At 38.9% G+C, this 24,902-nt stretch carries 1 protein-coding gene; it reads left to right on the plus strand.

Translation table 11 applies throughout. From position 1 onward, the window contains the following. The first annotated feature begins 20 nt into the window (after positions 1-20). A complete protein-coding gene (locus ABWU86_RS05855) occupies positions 21-24,884 on the plus strand; it encodes a hypothetical protein (protein ID WP_353321971.1) in 24,864 nt (8,287 codons plus the stop codon). The last annotated feature ends 18 nt before the right edge of the window (positions 24,885-24,902 follow it).

Here is a 24,902-nt window from a genome sequence, read left to right on the forward strand (position 1 = left end):
GCCGGAAGGAGCGATGAACAATGCAATACAACAAAAGAAAATTTACTAAATCCAATGATAAAAAATTAATGAAAAAAGTAAAGAAACAATGGGTAGTAGTATCTGTTGCTTCTTTGTCTATGATTGGAGCAGTTGCTTATGGAACTGAATCAGTTAGAGCAAGAGCTGATAGTACTCCTCAGACAACAGCTTCACAAGGTAGCACAACTAGTACCGACTCAGGGACATCCGGAGACTCAATAACTTCGGATCAACAAAATAATAATCAACAGAGTATTTCTAACGGAGACGATGGTCTATCTGATCGTATGGGAAATGCTTCTTCAAGTGCGACCGCTTTTAATAATATTGATCAATCTCAGACGTATTCATCTGCAATTAATCAAGGGGCATCAGATGCATTCAATAAGAAGGGAAACAATGCAGCTAATTTAAGCGGTCAAGCCCAAAATTACTATCAAGCTAGTTATGACGGGGCTACTAGTGCCATCAACGCTTATAATAATTCAACACAAGGACAAGGTACTGGGACCCAGGATTATACTTTCTACGGCAATACACCAGCTAAAGTAACCGGATACACTGGGGATAAGTCTAACGGTGCTAGTGGTAGCACCGGGGGCGTTGGAGGATCAAGTGTAGTTTCTAATGGTGGTGGCTCAGTTCCCACAACTGGTTCAACTGGATCTGATTTATTAGGAACCCCACAGGGTTATGGAACTTTAAGTAGTTCTGGTCAAGGTGGAGCGGATGATCCTCAATCAGCAAGTACCTCCTCCCAAAATTATCAAAATACTAAGGTTAATAAACTTAACAGTGTTAATAACCATAGTGTTCAATTTACTAATGGGACTCAAATTAACGTTCCGACTGCAAATACGCCTGCAATCTTAAATGACCGAAAAAAATACGATCCATATGCAGGGCTTCAATCTGCCTTTAATCAAGGGGTGAGTTATGCACTATCACAACAAGGAATGGCGGATGCTGAATCAGGAAAATGGCGAGGTGTTGGTACTGATGGATCCGGTACAACTTCTGATTTCTATGCTAGTGCCCAAGGAGACTTACATCAATCCAAGAATCCATATGATTTAGCATATGTTGGGGCAACAGATGCGATTAGTAAGCAGTTCGACTATTTAAATAATTATCAAGGATCAGTTGCACAATTATCGAGTTCTATCTTAGGTTCAATCTATCTTAATGCATATAATGATGTTGCTAACCAAACTCAAAATGGAACTGCGTTTATTGCAAATAGTAATCAGTTCTATGCAGTAGGGATGGGTAGCACTAATTTCACCAATAAAGGAACACTCCCTGCAGGCATTACAACCATCAAATTTGTTAATGATGTTAATTTGGATGGAATCAATGGTGTGGAAGCACCTGGTACTTATAATGGAAATGGTAGTTTAACCATTGATGGGCAAAACCATATGGTGGATATGCATGGACTAAGTTACAGTATCAACAATGTTAACCAGTTAAAAGTACAAAACTTCCAAACAATTTATGGCAGTGATTATTATGGACCATTTATTAATGCACAATCCAATGCATCTATTCGTTATCGCAACATTAATTATGTTGGTTCTCAACTATTATCAGCATACGATAATGACGCATACTTCTCAGGTAATGTAAATGTTATTATTCCACAATCTAGTGATTACTATTTCTCTCCGTTTAATAATGGAACGGGGATATTTATTGAAGGTGGAGGAAATCAAGAAAATCTAGAAGTAAATAACTTTATCTTAGAGCCATACAGTAATTATTTTGGCTCCTCCGGTAATTCAGGAAGTACTAATATCGTTTCCACTGGTAATGTCACAATTGGACAAGGATCTAATATGACTTTAGTATCTGCTGACGGTGGAACTAATTCTGTTGACGGAGCTAACTTTGGAATTTATTTTAAAGGTAGTAATGCTAAATTAAACGTCAACAAGGATGCTACGTTAAATATTATTCCAAGTAATCTATCATCCACTAAGTCGTATTATGGAAGTGGTATTTATACCGCTGGAAAAACGGCTATTAATGTTAATGGTGGAACGATTAATGTTGAAGTTAATGGGGTTCCAGGACAGTATGCAGAAGCATTAGATTTTAAGGGGAACACTAGTCTAAATATTTTGAACGGTGGATTAGTTCAGGTGAAGTTATCTAACTTAAAATCATCATCTGCTTACTATGGAACATTAACTCAAGTTGGTGGTGGAAACCTTAACGTAGGAAATCGTGGTAACTTAGTTATCCAAACTACTGACAACTCAGGGAGTACGGGGAACCTACCAATCTATGGACAAGATTTAATCGTTAATAATGTAGGTAATAGTCGCATTGTTTTAACTAAAAATGATAAAACAGGCCGATTTAGTAATAATGACATTACGGCATATACGGTTGCAGTTAATGGAACACCATACTATTACTTCACACTTCCTAATGGATCCAAGAACTACACTGCGACCGATTCTAGTGGTAACAAAGTTAGTGGAACGATAACGGGAAACACTTTAGAAATTGATCCAATTCCCTCAATAACATTTGCAGGGCCTATTTCTCGTACACAGAATTCGGATGGAACTTCCACTATCAATGCTTATGCAAGGGTAACAAAGTATTCACCATCAGTTGGTCCAGTCTATGTGGGTGTTTACAGTGGTAATGGAACTAGCATTTCTAATATGCAATTACTAAATAATCAAAGTACCAATGCAACGACTGCCAATCTAAATCAAACGGTTGACCCTAACAGTTATACTACTACTCAATCAATCAATTCTAATTATCAAGATGGACAAATTATTCCCATTTCATTTAACCTACCCGCAAATGCTTCTAATGGATATGGATTACGTTTAACCTATGGATTAAGTACTGTCAATATGGTTAGTGATGGAAATAGCTATGTAGGTAGTGTTGAAGGATATTCCGGTAGCAAAGGTACAATTCAAGCTGATAAAACCGGAACTTTCGTCACTGATAATGGTAGTGTAGGTACAGCTAATCAAGGAATCGTTGACGGTATTACGGATGCCTTAAATGGTAATAATGATGCGAAAGCACTACAAACATTCAATGTACAAACCAGTACTGATTATTTAAGTGGGTATCAAGGTGCTCAAGCTGGTTATGCGGCTTATGATAAAACAAAACCAGATCAAGATTATACGCAATTAGCAGCTTATAACAATTCTGATAATCCGGGAGCATTTATTAGAGGATATCAAGAAGCTTCTTATCAAGCTGGATTATATGATGCTAAGTATAATCGTAATAATAATGCGCAAAATGCTAGCTATCAAGAGGCACAAACCGAATACACTAGTGCATATAGTGCATCCTTTAATGCTTTAGGCCAGAGTGCGCAAACTATTATTGCTAATAATAGTCTAGTTACAAGTAACTATGATGGAATGACTGCTTCAGCAACTTATGCTGGAATTACTGACGCTCAAGGAGTGGCAGCTTTCTTTGCTGACGAAAAACAAGGTAGTAATATTTCGTCCGGAAACTTTAATGGAACGAATTGGAATAATATTCAAAACGATCCTAATCAAGTTGCTGCATATAATGCTGCTGCGGTCGGATTTAACAATGCGATTAATTTATCAGATCCATTAGGTAGCAATCCAGATAGCAATGCTAATCGAACGGAACAAGAAGCTTTCCTATACGGAAAATCATTAGTAAATGGAGCGCTTTCACAAACTCTTCCAACCCAAACTAGTTCAGCAATCCCTAACCTAGCTGCTGGACAATTAGGATGGCAAGCAGAACAGGCTGGATATCGAGCAGTTCAACAAGCTGCTGCACAAGCTTTAAAGCAACAACAAAATATTAACAATATTGCCGAAGCCAATTACAATGATCCTAGCCAACTTAATAGTGACAATTTTCAAGGCGATGTTACTATCTATAAGCAAGCTAAATATGGTGCATATCAAGCACTAAAGAAAAACTCTCAAGCAGGATTAAACCAAGTCCAACTAGCTGGATATATGAGTACCATTATTCCTTTAGCTACTCAACAAGGAATTTATGATTTTCAACATGGGACAAGTACTGCAAGCTTAGGTTCATTATGGGATCAGTACTATGGACAATCACATAAGAATGCCCAAGTAGCTTTTAATAAAGGTCAACAAGATGGATTATCAGCGGTTCAAGCTAACAACCAAACTAGTAACCAAGGTAATTCAGCAATAGCTAATGCAAGTGGTGAAGCGTCATCATACATGATTGGATATCAAGGAGCAGTAGATGGATATCAAGCTGGATTAGTTGGTAACAACCAACCTGCTGCCGGGACCACTTCTGCATACCAAAGTGCATATCAATACGGAATGAGTCCGGCTCGTAGAATAGCTGGAGCTAATGACTATGTGAAAGTAGGTCAAGCTAAAGCTTCTGATGATAGCTACACCAGCGGGTATAATGCCGCTAATAAAGGTAAAAATGATGGTTATACTGCATACAATAGTATTACTAATCCTAATCCTAGCACCAATAGTACTGATTCTGCTTACGTAATCGGATACAACTATGGGGTGCAAAATGCTAAAGATGCCCAAGGATTCTTGGATGGGGCTAATGCCTATGTTAACAATGCGGTTAACGGGGTTACAACCAATGGTACTGCTAAATATCAATCTAACTATGCCGCCGGATTTAATGCTGCAGCTAATGGATTCGATTTAAGTTATCGTAAACAGACTAATGGTTTTGGAACTCAACAAATTCCTGGAAAATATACGACTGATATTAACGGTGCAACTTGGATAGGAATTAATGCATATAGAGGTTTTAATTTTAGTGCTTCATTTGTTTTAGCTACTATGGATTTTCAAGGCGTTAGTCTTTCTATTTCAGGTAACCCTGCAATGTCTTATAAAGTGGCTGTAGATGTTTTTAATACAGTTAAATCAACACTACAGGGTACAACTTATGCCAATCAAACTGATCCAAATGGTGCAATGTTCCAAAAATTAGCTCCGATTGTCACCTATAATGCAAAAAATAGTTATACTGTTGGTAAAAATGCTTTCTTATCTGGAATTGCTAAGCCTGTTGGTGGATTTGTGTCTGCTGGTTATGATGATGCTAAAGCTGGATTTAGTCAAGCTAGTGGAGTTCCAACAACTTCTGATGGATACAAAGCTGGATTGAAACAATATCAAGACATGCAGAATGGTATTACAGCTGCGATGAGTGATGCTACAGCAGCCACTCAACAAACAGTAGCTGCCAACACTACTGGTAAATCAACTGACTATATTGATGCCTACCAAGCTACAATTGCAGGTTACAATGATGGTACTTTAGGTAGTAAAACAGATTTGACTACAAAAACTAAGGTGTACAAATTAGCTTATCAATCAGCATTAACCAAAGGACAATTACAAGCAGTTCAAGTCCAAAAAGATTTTGTATATGGAAATATTCAAGATGTGTCTGAATCGGATAAAGGTGCTGACAAGTTAAGCTATCAATCAGCAATTAAATCCATATATGCAGGTTTAACCGATGGATTACAGTCAACGAATACAAAAGCCGATAATCAATATGCATTTGGTGAATCTTTAGCATTACAAATTAATAATAAATCTTCCCAAGTGGACCCCACTAAGGATCAACATATTAACAATAGTACTAGCAATGATTTAACTACCTATGTCAATAATGATATTCAAAATGCATTAGTTGACTCGCATAATGATGTCTTTACTGGTGACGGTCAATCTAAGAATAGATCAGATACACAAGGTACCATTTATCAAATTCTATATACGCAATTGTATACTTCTATGCAATCATCATATGATCAAGGAATTAAAGCCTTTAAGAAACAAGCTACTTATACTGGAAACTTCTCATACAATCAATCTCCAGAATATAGTTTGGGATATTTAAATGCTGCTAAAGGATTTGAAATTGCCTTAACTGGCGATGATAGTCAAACTAAAGCTGCTGATTTTAGTACCTATTACAATGTTCAAGGACCTGCATATCAAGCAGGTTACCAATTGGGACAAAAATATGCAGCTGAATATAACAATGCTATTAATAAACAGTCATCTACTTCAGATGACGTGATTAAAGCAGTTAATGATGTGTTAAGTAGTATTAAGAGTTCTGGAACAGCTGTAGATCCAGCTACTTCGCAAACCCCATTATACAAACAGGTTTACTATGTTGCGGCACAAAACATGATGAAAGCATACGTTAGTGGCTCCAATCAATTTGTTAATGGTGGAAATAAAGTAGATGCTAATAACGCTAATAATGTTTATGGGGACGCTTTTTCAACAGGTTGGCAAGATGCTAAGGACGGGTTATTACATGCTTTTATTAAATCTAATACTGCACCTAATGGTGCTGCTCAAGCTAAAGGATACACTTATGGACAAAGTATCTATGCTGGTGCAATGGCAACCATTCAACCTGCTGATGTTAATTCGATAGCATATAAAGGTTATGTTGCAGTTCAAGCAGCACTAGCTCAAGCTAAAAATGATTATGAACACCAAAATAAAGTTGATATTAATAACATATCCATCCCATCTGGGCTGGATAACGGTCAACAAGAAGCTTTCAAAGCTTTCTATATTGGTGCTTATTACGCATACACTAAAAATGATGGTGATGCGCTACCTAGTGACATGAATAATGACTTGAGTCAACGTGCTCGTCAAATCGCTAAGACATCTGATCAAGCTTTTAATGGTTCACAAGCCTTTCTTCATAATCAAGCTGATCCACAAAACAATGCTCAATTTACGACCGGATATAATTTAGCCAAAGATGGCTATGAAGACGGTCTTATTAATGGTGCCAATAATAAAGATCAGTTAACTAATGGAAAATCGGTTTATTATATCAGTGGATTTAATGCTGGAATGAATTATCATGATAGCTATGTAAAGGCTGCTAATAGTCAACCCACCGATAGTACACAAACGTATGCGGGAGCTAGCGATGCGTTTTCAGCATACATGAATGCAACTACGGATGCGCAAAGAAATGCTTTAACTGATAAAGTTTTAGGTGGTAATGATAATGGTGAATATGTAAATGCTTATAATACTGCCTTAAGACAATCTCGCGATTCAACTACGCAAGGTGCCAATGATTTTATTAACGGGCAAGGACATGCTAAATTAGCTTTTAGTAATCCACAAGTTATTTATGATCGTGCATATGCTGCAGCCCAAAAAGGTTTCCAAGCAGGGTTAGCTAATAGTTCGGATACAAGTAGTGATGCAAGTGAAGCTGCTGGAATTAATACCGCTAAAGTATATTCAGCGGGGTACAACCAAGCTTTATCAGATGCCAATAGTGGTAACACTAATCCTAATGCTCATCTAGAGTTAGTAGGATATAAAGATACGATGCAGGCTTTACAAGACGTACAAAGCGGTCAAGTAAGTACAACTAATAATTCACCAATTTATGCGATTGTGACTGCGCAAAAACTAGGGATGAATGATGCGTTAGCTAAATTGAATAATTTGACTAGCAACGCTACTACGCTTGGAGATAACGATCAAGTTAATAACGCACAATCACTTAGTGACGTCTCATATAAGACTGGTTACAATGCGGTGATTGAGGGATATCTTGATGGAGTTTCCAGCACTTCCGGTAGTTCGGAACGTTATAATGCATCTTCTAATAACAATAATCCAGCATATCAATATGGATACGCTTTAGGTAATGTCATTGGTAGAAAGGAAATTGGAGCTACTGATTTCTTAGCTGGTAAAAGTAACGGAGTTCCAACGGATGCTTACTACACTACTGGATATAATGATGCCAATACAGGATACGATGATGGTATTGCTAATAATACCAAGTCATTAACATCTAAAGAATATAATCGTGGATATGACGCCGGACAAGCTGCTCGTAGTGATTATCAGGCAGCAGAAAGTAAAGCTGTTCCTAGTGTCAATGATTCCAACTCTGATACGTATAAAGGGGTTGCTGATGCCATTGCAGCTGCTAAGCAAGCTGGTAAGGTTACACCCATCGTAGTGGATTCCTCTCATGGTGCTGCTTATGTTATGGCTTATAACAAAGCTGGAGCAGATGCAACTACTGCTAGTCAAGCAGGGCTAGCTGCTTTTAATAGTGGTCAAATTGCTAATTCAAATAGTCAAACGACTACTGCAAATCAAGCGGTTTACGACCAAGCATATAACGACGCAACCAATGGATTTAAACAAGGTCTTAACCCTAACAATACGAACGAACCTACAGCGATCAATGAAAAGGTTGGCTTTGATCAGGCTAGATCGGTCGCTAAGGGATACCAAGCTGCCATGAATGACTTCTTGGCAGGACAAAATGATCCGAATGCACATTCCGATGAACCTGGATACAGTGATACAATGCATGCCTTGTTAGATGCCCAATCTAATACTAAGAATGCAACGAACACCTCATCTCTATATGCAGTGGTCTACTCACAGGCAGTCGGTTCTAATGATGGGTTAACTGCGGTTAAGAACAACCCAAGTACGTCGAATACTACGAATGTGCCTGACAGTCGTCAATCCACAGTTAATGCCAACGCATACCAATCTGGTTATCAAGGTGCTGTTGATGGGTACAAAGATGGTTCAGCAAGTACTCACGGAACTTCTACTAACAAAGATACGAACCAATCAGGTAATCAAATTTACCAAAATGCATATACACAAGGTAATTATGCTGGACGGCAACAAGCAGGTGCCAATGATTACACCAAGGGAACCGTTGATGATGGTGTAAAGAAATCCGATAACAATTATGCGACGGGTGTATCCAATGCTGCGGATGGTTTTGCAGATGGTAAACAAATTGGTCAAACTACCGCAACACCAACGCCAACTAATAATGATAAAACTTATATCACTGGTTTTGACCAAGGGGTGGCTACTGCTACCGGTTCCAAACAAGCGGTTCAATCAGGATCAAGTGATGCGAATAACTTGAGTGGGGATGCCAAAAATGCCTACTACGGAACTAGGGATGGATACTTGGCTGGGGCTAATGCCGGCGCTACAATCACCTCATTGCCATCAGATAACCAAAATGTGGATAAAGTTTCTAATGCTTACACCAGTGCTTATCAAGATGCCTATAACGATGCCCAATCAAAGGCTAACTTAGGTGCACAGAATGCTTATGTTAATACTAAAGTATCTGATTATGCTAACTGGAATCCACAACAACAAATGGCCTATGACCAAGGGGTTCATAATGCTAATAGTGGATATAATGAGGCTGCTGGCAACATTAATGCTAATAGTGCCACTTCTGCAACTAACAATGCACAAGATGCATTTAATGGTGCTAAGTTAGGTTTTAGTGATGGGACTACTGGTCAAACTACCAATGTTTCCAATTCATCACTAGATTATCAAGTTGCGTATGTGAAAGCCAAACAAGCAGCGGCTAATGCTGCAGCTCAAGGAGTAACTAACTTCGAAGCTAACGCCGAAGATACTACGCATGGGGCAACCGATGCACTGGGTAACGCGAAAAGTCATGGTTTTCAAACTGCTAATGCTGGGTACACAGCAGCTAAAAATAATCAGATTGATAAAAATAATACAGATCCATCATATTTGGCCGGTGTTAATTTAGCTAATAATGTTCAAAATGGAACTATAGATGCTACCAATAATCCATCAATCAGTAATTATCAAAATGGTGATTTAGCGCAACAAGTAGCATATGCCGCTACTGTTGCCGGATACATTGATGGAGCTAACGGGACAGATGATAGAGCTACTCCTACGGGTACTAACGCAAGCCAGTCTAGAGCATACTTAGATGCTTATGCAGCCGCTAAACAAAACGGTATTAATCAAGCGTCTCAAGGGGCTCAAGCATATATTAATAATACGACGATTAATAATGGTACTGATGCCAACAGCGTTGCTGAAAAAACTGGTTTTGATAAAGCCCAAGCTGGATTTGCTGACGGGTTATCTGGTAATGACAATAGTCAAAATCCAAGTTATCAAATCGGATACAAATCAGCTCAGTCAGCTAAAGCTGGTTTAGCTGACATTGAGAGTGGTAGTAATGCTCAGCAAGCAACAGTTAGTGATTCCAATGCTTACAGTGCAGCTCGTCAGGCATATCAAGATGCTTTTGTTGCACTTCAAAAGAACCCTGACGATATTAGTCAAACGGCTACCAATAATACCCCTGCATACCAATATGCTTATAATCAAGCTAAACAAGATCTTAATGCTCAATATGAAGCAGGTAAGCAACAATTTATTAATCAATATGTAAATGGACAAGCTAACGCTAATACCAGCAATGCTAAGAGCACACAAGCACAATCGTTATTGAATCAAGGTTTCCAAGATGCGCTAGGAGCGTTCAATGAGGCAATGCGAGGGTCTAATAAATCTTCTAAGAATACCACTGCAGCCCAAGCTGGATTTACGGAGGGACAATTAGCATACAAAGCAGTCCAACAAGTTACTGGTGGTCAAACTACTGCCGATAGTAACTCGGATGGATACTATCAAAAAGCGTTCTCAGCTGCTCAAGATGCGCTTAGTGCCTTCACTAAGAATCCGGATACTAATAATTCGGTTGACACAAGTAATCCAAATGCAGGCAATCCTGCTTATACCGCTGCCTATACTGCTGCTATCTACCAATTAAGAGCTAATTACAATCGCGGAGTCCAACAATACTTATCTGGTAAGAATTTACCGGGTGATGCGACTTCATCATTTGCGGCTGGATATAACGACGCGTTAAATGGATTCCAAAGCGTGCTAAACGGGTCTGGAACGCCAGATACGAATGCGTATGGTTATATTACTTCTGGTGCCAATCAAGGTAAGATAGCTGGACAAAGTGCTTTATCTGGATACAATGCTGGAATGATTGGCAATACTGCCACCACTAATGATTCGGTCCAAAACGATGCTAACTTAGGGACTACAGCTGGTTACAAAGATGCTTTGTCAAGTAGCAAACAATCTGATAATCAATTGGCAGGGATGTCACTAGCTTATCGTGAAGCTTATAAAAAAGCTTATAATGATGTGAAAACAGCAGCGGATACAGGTGCTACCAACTTTGTTAATGGTAAACAAGTTGATAAGACTAATCCTGAATATAACAGAATTATGCAAGGATATAATTTTGCTCAAAATGGATTTAACTATGCACAAAGTAATCCAAATACGACTGCTGATCAATTAAGTGCAGATCAACAAAACAATCCTTCATTCATGCGTGGGTTCTATTCATATGCAAACGCAATGCAAGGATTCCATGATGCTCAAACTGCTACTAGCACTTCAGCAGCTTATAACCCCACATATCGTGAACAACAACGAGGTTATAATGGTGCGATGGCTGGTTATGCAGATGGAGAAAATGGTAATGGAGTAAGTAATAATTCAGGAGTTACTCCAGCATATGATGCAGCATACGCATTGGCTTACCAAGATGGAAAAGCCAAGGCTTCTTTAGGTGCGGCAGATGCTAATGGTAATACACCGGCTCAAAACATTGCTAACTACAATGCTCGTCAGTTAGATGCATATCACGCAGGTCAAACTAATGCGAATAATGCATATGCTCAAGCTAAAAGTAACGTCACCATCAGTAATCCTTATGCTTCCGGAACTGATGCTTATGATACCTTCAACGGAGCCCAAGCTGGATTTATTACAGGATTTACAGGTAATGGATCAATTCCTTCTGGTAGTAATTTGGTATATACATCTGCATACAATAAAGCGTTAGCAGAGGCGAAGCAAAACGTTACAATTGGGATTAACGATTTCGCCCAAAATAATGATGACTCTGGTAAATCAAACGCTGTAGATGCCACTAACCAAGCAATCTATAATGGATATAACCAAGCTAGTGACGGATACACTTCCCAGCTAAATGGAACCGTGGACACAAATAATAATAATTCTGCATACAAAACTGGAATTCAAATGGCTATAGATGAACAAAATGGTTTAAATGCAGCTATTACTAATGCCAATCAAACACCTACTGGTAGTGCATCATTTATCTCAGCATTTCATGCCACTGTAGCTGGATATATTGATGGAAAGAATGGAACCAATAATCGACAAAATCCGACTGGTAATGATCAAAGTCAAGCACGTGTTTACCGTGATGCATATGCTGAAGCTCTATCAAATGCTCAAGTCAATGCTAATGCAGGTGCAATTGCCTTTACCGGCAATACTGGTCAACCGGCAAGTGGATCAGATCAAAATTCTCAAGCACAACAGTTTGGATACAATCAAGCTAAACTCGGTCATGATGTTTTTGTGAGTGGAAAAACACAACCTCAATCTACAGTCCCAGCTTATGTTATTGGCTACAATGCTGCTAAGTCCGCTAAAGCTGGTTTAACTGATGCCCAAAATGGGAATAATAATGGTCAAGCCACGGCATCAGATGCAGTAGCTTATGGAAATGCCCAAGTGGCATATAACGATGCCTTTTTAGCATTGCAGAACAATCCAGATGATACCAATACAACTCCATCACCTTCTAAATCAGTTGCTTATAATGATTCATATGCAGCAGCTAAGACATACTTGAGAGGTCAATACCAATCAGGTTATCAACAATTTATTGCTGATTATGCTAATGGTGCTACTCAAGCGGATGTAACTAACGTTACTTCTAGTCAAGCACAAACATTGTTTGCTAATGGATTTAGTGATGCTGTTGCTGGATATAATGAAGCAATTGCTGCCAACAATGTTAATGCAACCGCAAATTCGTCTGATAATTCTGGTAAACAAGCGGGATTTGCTGAGGGACGCCAAGTAGTTAAAGGAGCTAACCAAATAGCGACAGGACAAGCAGTCGATGCTAATAATAATGATCCTATCTATCAAAAAGCGGTTGAAGCTGCTCAAACTGCTAAGACTGATTTCAAATCGAATCCAGATATTTCAGATAATGTTACTTCCACGGACAGTAACTTCTCCAGTGCACCATATGTAAATGCATTTAAATTAACTATTGACCAAATGAGGGTTAATTACCAAAGTGGATATCAACAATATCTTTCTAATACGGCATCTATCGCTAATGCGACTGATGAGTATAAAGCAGGGGTTACTGATGCCGCTAATGGATACCAAGCTGCCATGAGTGGACAACCATCATCAGGACAAACTTCAGGATACCTGGCTGGATTTAATCAAGGTAAACAAGCTTATGTTGGGTATACACATGCATTGAATAATGAATCCAACACCAATAGTGCGGGTGTACATCAAGATAATGCTTATGCAGGTGCTAAAGCTGGAATCGCAGATGCAACAAATGCCGGTGGTCAAATTAAGAATGACAGTCAATTAAATGGTCAATCTTTTGATTACATTCAAGCATATAAACAAGCAGTATATGCAACACAAAATTCACGTTCTACAGGTGCGAATGATTACCTAACTGGTAAAGATAAACCAGAGGGAAACACAGCGATTATAACCTCACAACAAAGTGGATATGCTGATGCAGAAGCTGGATATGCAGCTGCTACGCAAAACAATGATCCTTCAAATGATCAAAAAGCTAATAAAGAATTTATGGCTGGATTTAATTCATATCAAGATAGTATGAAAGGCTTTGATGTCTACCAGGCTGGGAAACAATTGGATTCAAATATTAGTGTCAGTCAACAGGATGCCTTTGCTGGAGCACAAGCGGGTTATCAAGCTGGTGCAAACTATCAAAAGGTCGATTTAAGTGGCAAATCACTAGCATATGTAACGGCATTTAACAAGGCGGTTGAAGATGCGAAAAAGTATGCATCATACGGTGCTGCTGAACAATTAGGTGCGACTGCTGTTAACCAGGACGGTTGGACTGAACCACAAAAGGCAGCTTATGCTGCTGGTAAGCAAAATGCCCAAAGTGGTTATGATCAAATCAAATCTAATGTCAGTGCAACTAACAATAATACCAACCCATCAGATGCTTATGATGCCTTCGCGGGTGCTCAAGCTGGTTTCAACGATGGAACTACTGGTGGTAAAACAATTGATTTAACTGATAAATCAGCTGTCTTTGTTGCGGCTTATCATAAAGCACAATCAGAAGCTCAAGCAGCGGTTAAACAAGGACAGTCATTATTCCAAAGCTCCGGAGTTAACACCACCGTTTCAGGTAAGGATGCATTGAGTGTGGCAACTAATAATGCCTTTACTCAAATGAAGGCAGGATTTGATTACTACAATACTCATAAGCAAGATGATAATAGTAATCAAGATCAGTCATACCAAGCTGGAATTCAGATGGCTAAAGATGTCGCACAAGGAATTGCGGATGCACAGACTAACGCTAATAACCCTGATTATACTGGGTCAGCAGCTCAAGTAGCTGCTTATAAAGCAGCGGTTGCCGGATATTCTGCATCTGTTAACGGGTACAGTGATGGATCACACAATGTGAATACCAACAGTACACCACCTGATAAGACGCAGGCAACGGCTTATAATTATGTCTATGCATTATCATGGACTAGTGGTCAAAGCGATGCCTTATTAGGTGCTAAAGCTTATGAAGATGGTAAAAACAATGATTATGACCAAGGGGTATCTGGACGCGCTAAAGCAGTCGGTTATGCAGATGCTAAACGCGGACATGATGATGTTGTTAATAAAAAGCCAGCTACTGGTAATTTAACAGATTCTTACAAATTAGGTCGTGACACTACTCAAACCGCGCAAAATGCTTTAGCAGATGCAGTTAAGGGAGTTAATAATACTCCTAATAACGAATTCTCTGGAGCATATCAAGATGTGCAAAATGCCTACCATGCGGCTGCTCAAGCTATTTTATCTAATCCAGATCATCCAGCTACAGTAGTCAACGGGCAATCAGTACCATATCAAGATGCTTATCAATCAGCAATTAATTTATTGACCACGCAATATCAAAATGGACGTGATCAATTTGCTAGTCAATACGCAACTGGTAATGGGGTTGATACGAGTTCAGTTCCTTCTAATGATGCAATCAGTGTTCTTAATTTAGGTTATCAAGATGCTTGGACTGGTTACCAAGAGGCAATCAACGCCAATAGTCTTAGTGCACAAGCTAATAGTAGTGATAATCAAGCTAATAAAGCAGGATTCGCTCAAGGATTGATTGTTCTTCAAGCTGCCCAAAATGTTGCCAACGGTGAAGTTCAGCAATCACAAACTGGTCCAATGTATACAGAAGCTTTCGCTGCTGCAATCCAAGCAGTACAGGATATGCACAATAATCCACAAACTTCTGATGAAGTGAATAATAGTAATCAAGTATACAAAGACGCATACAAGTTTGCTATTCATGCGATTCAAATACATTATGACCAAGGGGCTCAAGATTTCTTGAATAACTTAGGTCACCCAAGTGGCAATACGCAGGCAGATATTGACGGGTACGGTAATGCTTTGACTGCTTATACCCAAGCTGTAAGTGGTCAATCTACACCTAGCTTAAATGATCAGCAAAGTCAAAACGCCTTTAAGATTGGTCAAGATGTAGTTAATGGAGTTCAATTGGCAATTGCCAAGAAGAATTTGCCTCAAAACGCAAGTTCAGCTGAACAAGATGCTTTTAATGCTACACAAAAAGCATACAGTGATGCTAATCAGAACCAAACCACTTCCACCGCTCAAGCTAGTTTGGCTTATACGACTGCATATAACTACGCATTGACTAGAGCTAACAATGATCGTAATGATGGTGCACAGAATTATGTTAATAATAATGCGTACACCGATTCTGATAATACTTTAGATGCGGAGGCTCACAATAACGGTGCTCAAAAGGCAAAACAAGGAATTGAAGACCAACAAGGTAATATAGCTACTAATGGAAATACTGATACGGCATACCTAATTGGTTATAACTCTGTTTCCGGATTGACTGATGGTTCTAACGATGCCAAAAAAGGAAATTCACAAAGAACTGACTTTACTGATAAAAGCCAAGAGTACGTTAATGGTTACAATGGTGGATTTAACGGAACTAAAGCGGGTTATGCTGCTGGTCAAAATGACACTGCGTTTGCTACTCTAGATGGTCAGACTCAAGCATATAAAGATGCATATAAGAATGCTTACAATGATGGAAAGAAATATGCTAATGCAGGGGCTGTCGATGCAATGAATGGCTCACAAACATCTTCTATTACAATCCCTAATGATAATCAATTAGCGAAAACTGCTTATGATACAGGAAAATATAATGCAAATGATGCTTATCAATATGCTCATGATAATGTTGATAATTCTAATCAATATACTGATGGAACAGATGCTTATGATACCTTTAATGGTGCACAAGCAGGATTCGCTGCTGGTAAACATGGACAATCCAGTGTTACCCCATCAGGAACGGCATTGTATCAAGCCGCTTATAATAAAGCTCGACAAGTAGCCGCTAAATCAACTATTAATGGAATCATTTCCTTCCAATCATCAAGCTTGAACCAAGATGCTACTAGCTATACGCAAGCAAATGGCAAAAAGGATGTTGAAAATGATGCTTTTGCTAATGCATATAGGCAAACGAAAAATGGTTTTGCCAAACAGATGGCTAGTTCATCAGATTTATCGTTGTCAAACACTTCGGATTCTTCATACAACGCTGGAATTAGAATGGCGAAGAATCTACAATTAGGAACTTTAGATGCTTCTAATAATCCATCTCGTGATAATTATCCAGGTACATCTACTCAAGTAGCGGCATACTATGGAACTCGTGATGGATACTATGATGGTAGTCATTTCAATTCCAACAGAACTATGGATACCGCTTTGGCTAGTCAAACGTATGCATATCAATATGCATATCAAAAAGCTAAATCATTAGGATCTACTAGTGCCTTAAATGGAGCAAATGCTTATATTCAGGCTGACGCTATTAATACGGGGGTATCTGCCGATGCATTAGCACAACAACAAGGTTATAGTGATGCTCAAGCTGGTCATGATGCATTTAATTCTGGTAATTCGACTATACCTAATTCAAATAGTCAATCTGCAGCATACATTGCTGGATACAATGCAGCTAAAGATGCGCAAACAGGGGCAACTAATTTTAATCAATTAACTAGTGATAAAGTTTCCAATTCCGTATCAGATACGACCCCAGGGGCCTCATCCAATCAAACAGATGGCTTTAATGGTGCAAGGGATGGTTATTTAGCCGGAATTGCAAGACAAACTCCAGTGATTTTTGATACTAGTTCTAGTCAATCTAGAGCATATCAAGAACAATACAATGCTGGATACAATGCTGCTAGAACAGCTGCGCAAAGTGGTGCCATTGCTTGGTTAAATTCATCATCAGTTACGCAAACTGATTGGAACCAAGCACAAAAGAATGCATTTGCTTATGGACAACAAATTGCCCAAAGTGCTTATAATGCTGCACAAAGTAATGGTTCCGTGATTAATGGTAATATCACCGATAACGATAGTAACTACACAACTATCAATGACGCTCAGGATGCATATCAAGGTGCGGCAGCTGGATTTATTGATGGCAAACTAGGCAATAATAATTTGCCAAGTAATACTTCTAACCGTCCAGTCTACTGGGCTGCATATCAAAAAGCCCAAGAGGCTGCATCTAATGCTGCTCAAGCAGGAATAGCTAATTTTGCCAAAGGTGATTCAGCTAGTGAAACTGCTAATCAAACTGATCAATTATCAGTAGCACAAAATTATGGTTTTGCACAAGCTCGAGCTGGTTATAATGATCGCATCGGTGGAATTACAACTGAGAATTCTAATAATAATTCTTACGTGACCGGTTTTAACATGGCAAATGATGAAATTAATGCGATTAATGACGCCACAACTGCTAATACTAGCAAAGCTAGCCAAACCAGTACGATTTATAATCAAGCTACTTATAATGCCGCATATCAGGCTACAGTTAATGGATATAATGACGGTAGTCAATCAGTTACCACTAATCAACAATCAACCGATGCAAGTCAATCCTTGGTCTACACCGACGCCTATGCTAAGGCTAAGTTGCTTGGTAATTGGGCTGCCAGAGGTGGTGCCATGACCTTTAGCAACAATAATGGCAGTGGCGATAAATCCGGCCAAGATGTTAATTCTAAAGCGTTCCATCAAGGATATATTGATGCCCAAAGTGCTTATAATAATGCATTTAACGACTATACCAGCACTCAAGGCAATGGTCAGGATAATAAGACCCAAGCTTATAATGGTTATGCAGATGCAATTAAAGATGTTGTAGCTGGCAATGTATCTAAACAATTAAGTAATATTTCTGTTTACAATGCGGCTTATAATCGTGCCTTCACTGATGCTCAAAACATCACTAGAAACGGTGCTGTCGATTACTTTGCTACTAAGAAAAATCAAAGTACTAAATCTAATACAGATTTATACAATAAAGGATATACTGACGCTACCAACGCCTATGCAGCTGCAGTAACTAGTCCTATTAGTGAACCACCAACCTATATAGCAGGAAGTAATGCTGATATTGTTTATTCCGGTGCTGCTTTAGCATTTAATGAAGTGGCGGTAAATAACACCGATATTGGAACAAATGGTAATACTAATCCAATCTATAATGCTGCTTACCAAAAGGCGTTAAATGAAGGTAATAGTTATGCTAATCAAGGTGCGATCGCATTTGGACATTTGAAGTCTCTAACTGACGCAGTTAGTGGATATTCGAACCAAATCGGTTACTCCGTTTCGATTGCCATTGGATATATTAATGCGCAATCCGCATACACTGAAGCGCAAACTAATAACGCTGATGTTCACAATAGTAATTCTTCATATGATCAAGCATATCAAGGAGCAGTTGCTGCCTTTAACGATGTAATTAATAACACCGATAAGGGTTCTGATGGTCAAAGTGATGTATTTAAGGCGATGTACAGTCGAGCATTAAGTCATGGTAAGGCATTAGCTAAACGTGGTGCGGTAGCTTTTGGTAATGGTAAAGATAAATCCAAATCCACTGATACGAATGCAGCTATGTACAATCGTGGATATGATGATGCTTCGAATGCATTTAATGCTGCTCAAGTGGATCCAAGCCAAACTCAACAAAATGGTGATACTGCAGGTAGAAACCAAAGTAATTACAATAATGCATACCTTGGTGCTGCTAATGCATTCAATGATGTTGCTACTGGAACCAACACAAATGTGAAAGCGGTTGATAGTACTGTTTATCAAGCTGTTTATGCTAAGGCATATGCTGTCGCACAAACCAATGCAGAAAATGGTGCTACCGCAGCAATGCAATTAATGCCTAACAAAGATCAAGGTTTATCTGAATTAACTGGACAAGCAGCTAAGAATGATTTCAGCCGTGGTTTCTATGATGCAACTATCGGATATAAAGCAGCACAAACCAATATTGCTGATTCAGCAAGTCATGGAACTACTTCTAATTTAGATAGTGCTTACCGTGGAGCATCTGCCGCGTTTAAGGATGTAATGAATAATACATTATACGCAGGACAAAAAGCAGATAGTAGTTCTGTTTACCAAGCTGCTTACACAAAGGCGCTGGCTGAGGCACGTATGATTGCTAATAAAGCAGCTGCTGATTACTCCAATAATAAGGATTACACCGGTACGCAAACTTATGATGCTGCAACTAAGGCATATACAGTGGGTCGTAGTGATGCAATTAAGGGTTACCAAGCTGCTCTAGCTAACCCAAGTGATAAAACTTATACTAGTGAGTCTAATAAAGACGAGGTCTTTAGAGGAACCGTAGATGGTTATAATGCAGTGGTAAATCATAAGACTAGTGATGCAGGTAAAAATGTGAACGATACAAATCAAGCATATCTTGCTGCTTACAATAAGGCATTTAATGAAGCCACTAGCTATGCAGAAAATGGTGCTACTGCCTTTGGTAATGCTGTTGATTTAATTATTGGAAGAAATAATTTAGGATCTAATCAAGCTGCCAAAATGGTTTATTCAGTGGGCTATCAAGATGCAAATCAAGCTTATCAAGCTGCTCAATCAAATCCTACAGATGCATCCAGTCATAGCTCTAATAGCAACTTGGATGAAGCATATAAAGGTTTTGCAGCTGGATTTAATGATGTAACGGATACTAGTTTTACTCATGCTAATGCAGACGATAATTCAGTTTATCAAGCTGCATATCAACGTGCAGTCAAGGAAGGAAAAGCAATAGCTACTAATGGTGCCCAAACAGCATTCTTAGGAACTGGTGCAATTCAACAAGCCATATCTGTTTATGGAAAAAATCAAGCAGCGATTAACATGTTTAACCAAGGAAAAGCTAATGCTTTAGCAGGATATCAAGCAGCGGAAAATAATCCGAATGATTTACCATCTAACCATGCTAGTGGTTCAGATGCTGATGAAGCATACAATGGTGCCGCAGCTGGATTTAATGATGTTGCTAATCGTTCCATTGGCAGTTTGCAAACGGCTGATGCAAGTCCGGTTTATCTAAATGCATATAATCAAGCTGTTGCAGATGGCCAAGATTATGCAAGTAGAGGTGCACAATACGCAAGTGAAACTAATGCTGACCTTAATACAGGTGTTGCTAATATTAGTCAACAAGCATTAGTTAATGCTTTTAGTACTGGATACTCTGATGCACTTAATGGATATGATCAAGCTGTGCAAGATCCAAGTAAGAGTTTCTTGCATAATAGTGGATCCAATGTGGATAAAGCATATTTAGGTGCTGCTGCAGCATTTAATGATGTTGCTACTGATGCTGCAAATGGTAAGAGTCGCAGCATTAACAATGACACAGTATCGACATCTGCATATGATAAGGCATATGCGGACGGATTAACTTATCAGACTCAAGGTGCGGCAGATGCTGCTAAGGGTGCTGATAAGCAACAAGGTTTAGATCAATTCAGTAGTACGCAAGCATACTATGATGCATATTATCGAGGCTTCACCGATGCCAATAATGGATATCAATTGGCTCAACAGAATATAGGTGACATGGCAAACCATAGTAGTACCAATAATGTTGATAGTGCTTATCAAGGTGCTGTGAATGGTTTTAATGATGCAATGAATAACACTAATGGTCACCAAGATGAACATGCTAATGTGGTATATCAAAATGCTTATATCCAGGCAAAAGCAGAAGCGCAAAAAATTATGAATCAAGCTGCAAAAGACTACAACAATGGTTTGAATCAATCCACTCAAGCTCAATTACAACCAAATGCAACGGATATTTTGGTATACAATACCGCATATCAATATGTAAATAAGGCATACCAATTAGTACAAACTACAGGGGTTGATGATAATAATCACAATTCTGATAGTATTGCTGATCAAGAATATCGTGGTGCTATGGCTGCATATCAAGATGTTATTAGTGGATCACCAAGTGCGCACGCTACTACTGAGAATACTGCTATCTACGGTGCTGCTTATGCTAAAGCGCAAAAAGAAGCAATGCAGTATGCATTGAATGGTGCAAGTAACTACATTCAATCCGGAATTACTGATATACCAAATTCTAATAATATTGCGCAAGTTAAGGCCTACAATAAAGGTGCCAGTGATGCTGCTCAAGCATATCAAGTTGCTCAAGGTGACTATACTAAGGTTAGTCAACATAATACGAATAGTAATTATGATGTGGTTTACCATAATGCAGCCCAAGCCTTTACCGATGTTGTAGCCAATCCAATGACCACTACTAAGAATGGTAATGATTTGGCAACAATTACCTACAACAAGGCGGTTGTGGAAGCTTCAGCAGCTGCTAAGCGTGGAGCATTAGCTTTTGTACAGGACGATCATCAAGCACATGAAAATATTAAAGTGGATCAAGATGCCTTTAACACTGGTAATCAACAAGCCCAATCGGGATATAATGAAGCGATGGTTAATTATCATGACCAAGCTAACCATGATAGTAGTTCTTATCAAGATATTGTTTACAATGGGGTTATTAATGCAGTAAATGATGTATTGCAAAGAGGCGGATTGATTAGAGCTAACTCTGATCAAGATGTTAAGAACAGTGCCTACAATAAGGCATTGAATGCATTGCTACCTATTGCCAATCAGGGAGCTATCGATGCGGTTAACCAAAAAATAGATGCATCTACGTATGGTAAGAATCAATCAGAAGTGGATATTTACAACGTTGGTGTTACTGATGGAACTAAAGCTTATAGCGATGCATCCAGTGACTATAGTCAAGCAAGTCAACATATGACGGATAGTAATTATGATCGCGTCTATCGTGGTGCTGCCTTAGGATTTAGTAATATTATTAATCGCACTCCTAATCAAGACCAACATGCTGATAGCAATTTGGCATTTATTGACGCTTACCAACGTGCTAGTCAACAAGCATTTACTCAGGCCCACAGTGGTGCAATTGACGCCAATACTAATAACAAAGAAAATAACTTTGCAACGATGGCGGATAAAGATGCATATACTATCGGATATACGGATGGTCAGAGCGGTTATGTGGATGCGCAACGAGACCCAAGTAGTCATGCTCACTTAGGTAGTTCTAACTTAGATATGGCCTATGCGGGGGCGGCTGCAGCTTTTAATGATGTTGATCAAAACACATTGGGAGTACATCGTAATGATAACCATGATATGGTTTACCAAAATGCTTATGATAAAGCCTTAGCAGAAGGTAAACAAAATGCTAATGACGGAGCAGTTGCTTTTGGTAAGAACCATGATTTAAATACTGATATTGCCGGATTTAGTGATAATGTTGCGAAAACTATGGACTACAGTCGTGGTTATAATGATGCATCTGCAGCTTTTGCAGCTGCACAAATGGACGCTAGTCAAATTGAACAACATCAAACCGAGTCTAATTATGATGTGGTTTATCGAGCTGCTGCTAATGCCTTCAATGATATTGCTAATCATGAGGTAAACAAACATCGTGACGATTCAAATAACCCAGCTTATGGTCCCGCGTATGATCGAGCTTTGAATGCAGGTAAGATTAATACTCAAAATGGAGCTTTAACTTACTTAACTGATCCAAGTGATTACAATAATCAAATGGCGAAGTTATCAACTGCTGCCGATAAAAAAGCGTTTACCACCGGATACGGTGATGCTAAGCAAGCATATGCATTAGCTCAACAAAATCCAATGTTGCAAAGTCATATTGATCAAACTAATGGGGATGAAACTTATCGTGGGGCTGCCACAGCCTTTAATGACGTTAAGAATGGTACTATTAACCAACATGCTAATAGTGAAGACAATCCAGTTTACCAAAAGGCATATCAAACTGCTCTAAAGGAAGCATTACAGTCATTACTGGATGGTGCTAATGAATTTAATGAAAACCATCCAAATTCAGCCACTGGATTTGATGCAGATAGTCTAGATCGTAATAAAGGTTATTTGGATGCACAGGCACAATACCGCAATGTATTGAGAACCCCTAATGCCCAATTACCTGATAATTATAATCAAGCACAACAAATTGGTTTTGCGAAAGGACAATCAGTTCTAGCTGGATTAGTGGATGCCACTGCTGGCAATAAGCCTAAATTAACGGATGCTAATTATGTACTAGGTTACAATTCAGCTCAGCAAGCAATCAAAGATGCAACTAAGTTTGCCCAATCTAGCAAGAAGTTAGATGATATTAATCAACTTCCAATTCCTGATGGCGTGGACGCGGATGCATATCGTGAGGTGTTTGCAGGAACATTAGCCGGATATAAAGATGGTTATGGTTCCAAGAATAAGAAACCAAGTGAATTAGGTCCCGCTTACCAGGCTGCATATAATGCCGGATACAAGAAGGGACAATCAGACATTCCAGCTGATACCAATGTGCAAATTCCTAATGATTTCTTATACAGTCAAAGAAATACGCACATTGCGGATCCAATTCAACGTCAAAATTATGACCAAGCATTTGATAGTACGAAGTCTGGTTTTGCTGATGCAGTCGGTAAGAAATTAATTAGTGATTACGGATCTAATTACTACATGACCGGTTATAAAGCAGGACAAACTGCGTTGGAAGCCATTAAGAAGGCTAAGGAAAAGACAACGTTAAGTCATGACCAACAGCTAAAACTAGGTGGACAAGCGTTTGCCAAAGCTTATTCTGGTTATCGTTTAGGGGTAAAGGCTGCCCAAGCAGCAATTAAGAACCATAAACGTTTAACTAATGAACAATTAGCTAAGAAGGGTGAAGTTTTTGCTTACACCTACAAGCTTGGTTTCAAGACCGAGACTAAGATTCAAACAGATAATGGTGCCAAAGCAGGAATTAAACAAGTTGGAAAACGTAAATACATTCCAGCTAATATTGATAAGAAACACTCAGTGGCTTATGTTCGTAGTTATATCAAAGCATATAAGGCAGAATTTAAGCGTCGGATGCCAAAATATATTTACAACGTTAAGACAATCTTTGTTCATAACAAGGCGAAGTTTACTAACCAAAGCCGAGTTATGAAGTATAGATATACTCGTCGTAGTGATGCGCAAATCTTTAAGGTTATCGGAGTGGCATATTACCGCAATGGTGTGCCTAGATATATTGTTAAGGGTGGTGGCATCGTAACGGCTGGATCGAGTGTACAAGATGCTTATTACCGTGGTTCTGTTAAGAAAGAATCTAAGGTTTATCGGGTGATTAAACCAACGGGGGCTTTGATTCATACGAATATGAAGTACTCCAAACATAATGTGGTTAGAAAGATTCATTATGGACAACTAGTTCATGTTAAGAAAGTGGTTAAATACCATGGATTAACCAGATTCTATGTTGGTCCACATAAGTATTTCACTTCTAACAAGACATATGTTAAACGGCTTAAATAGTTAAAAAGAAGAGCGCTA

Origin of the sequence: Apilactobacillus pseudapinorum (assembly GCF_040369555.1) — a bacterium.
GTDB lineage: Bacteria > Bacillota > Bacilli > Lactobacillales > Lactobacillaceae > Apilactobacillus.

Coding starts and splice junctions, on each gene's coding strand:
- ABWU86_RS05855 (WP_353321971.1), top strand. CDS start 21: ATGCAATACAACAAAAGAAAATTTACTAAATCCAATGATAAAAAATTA.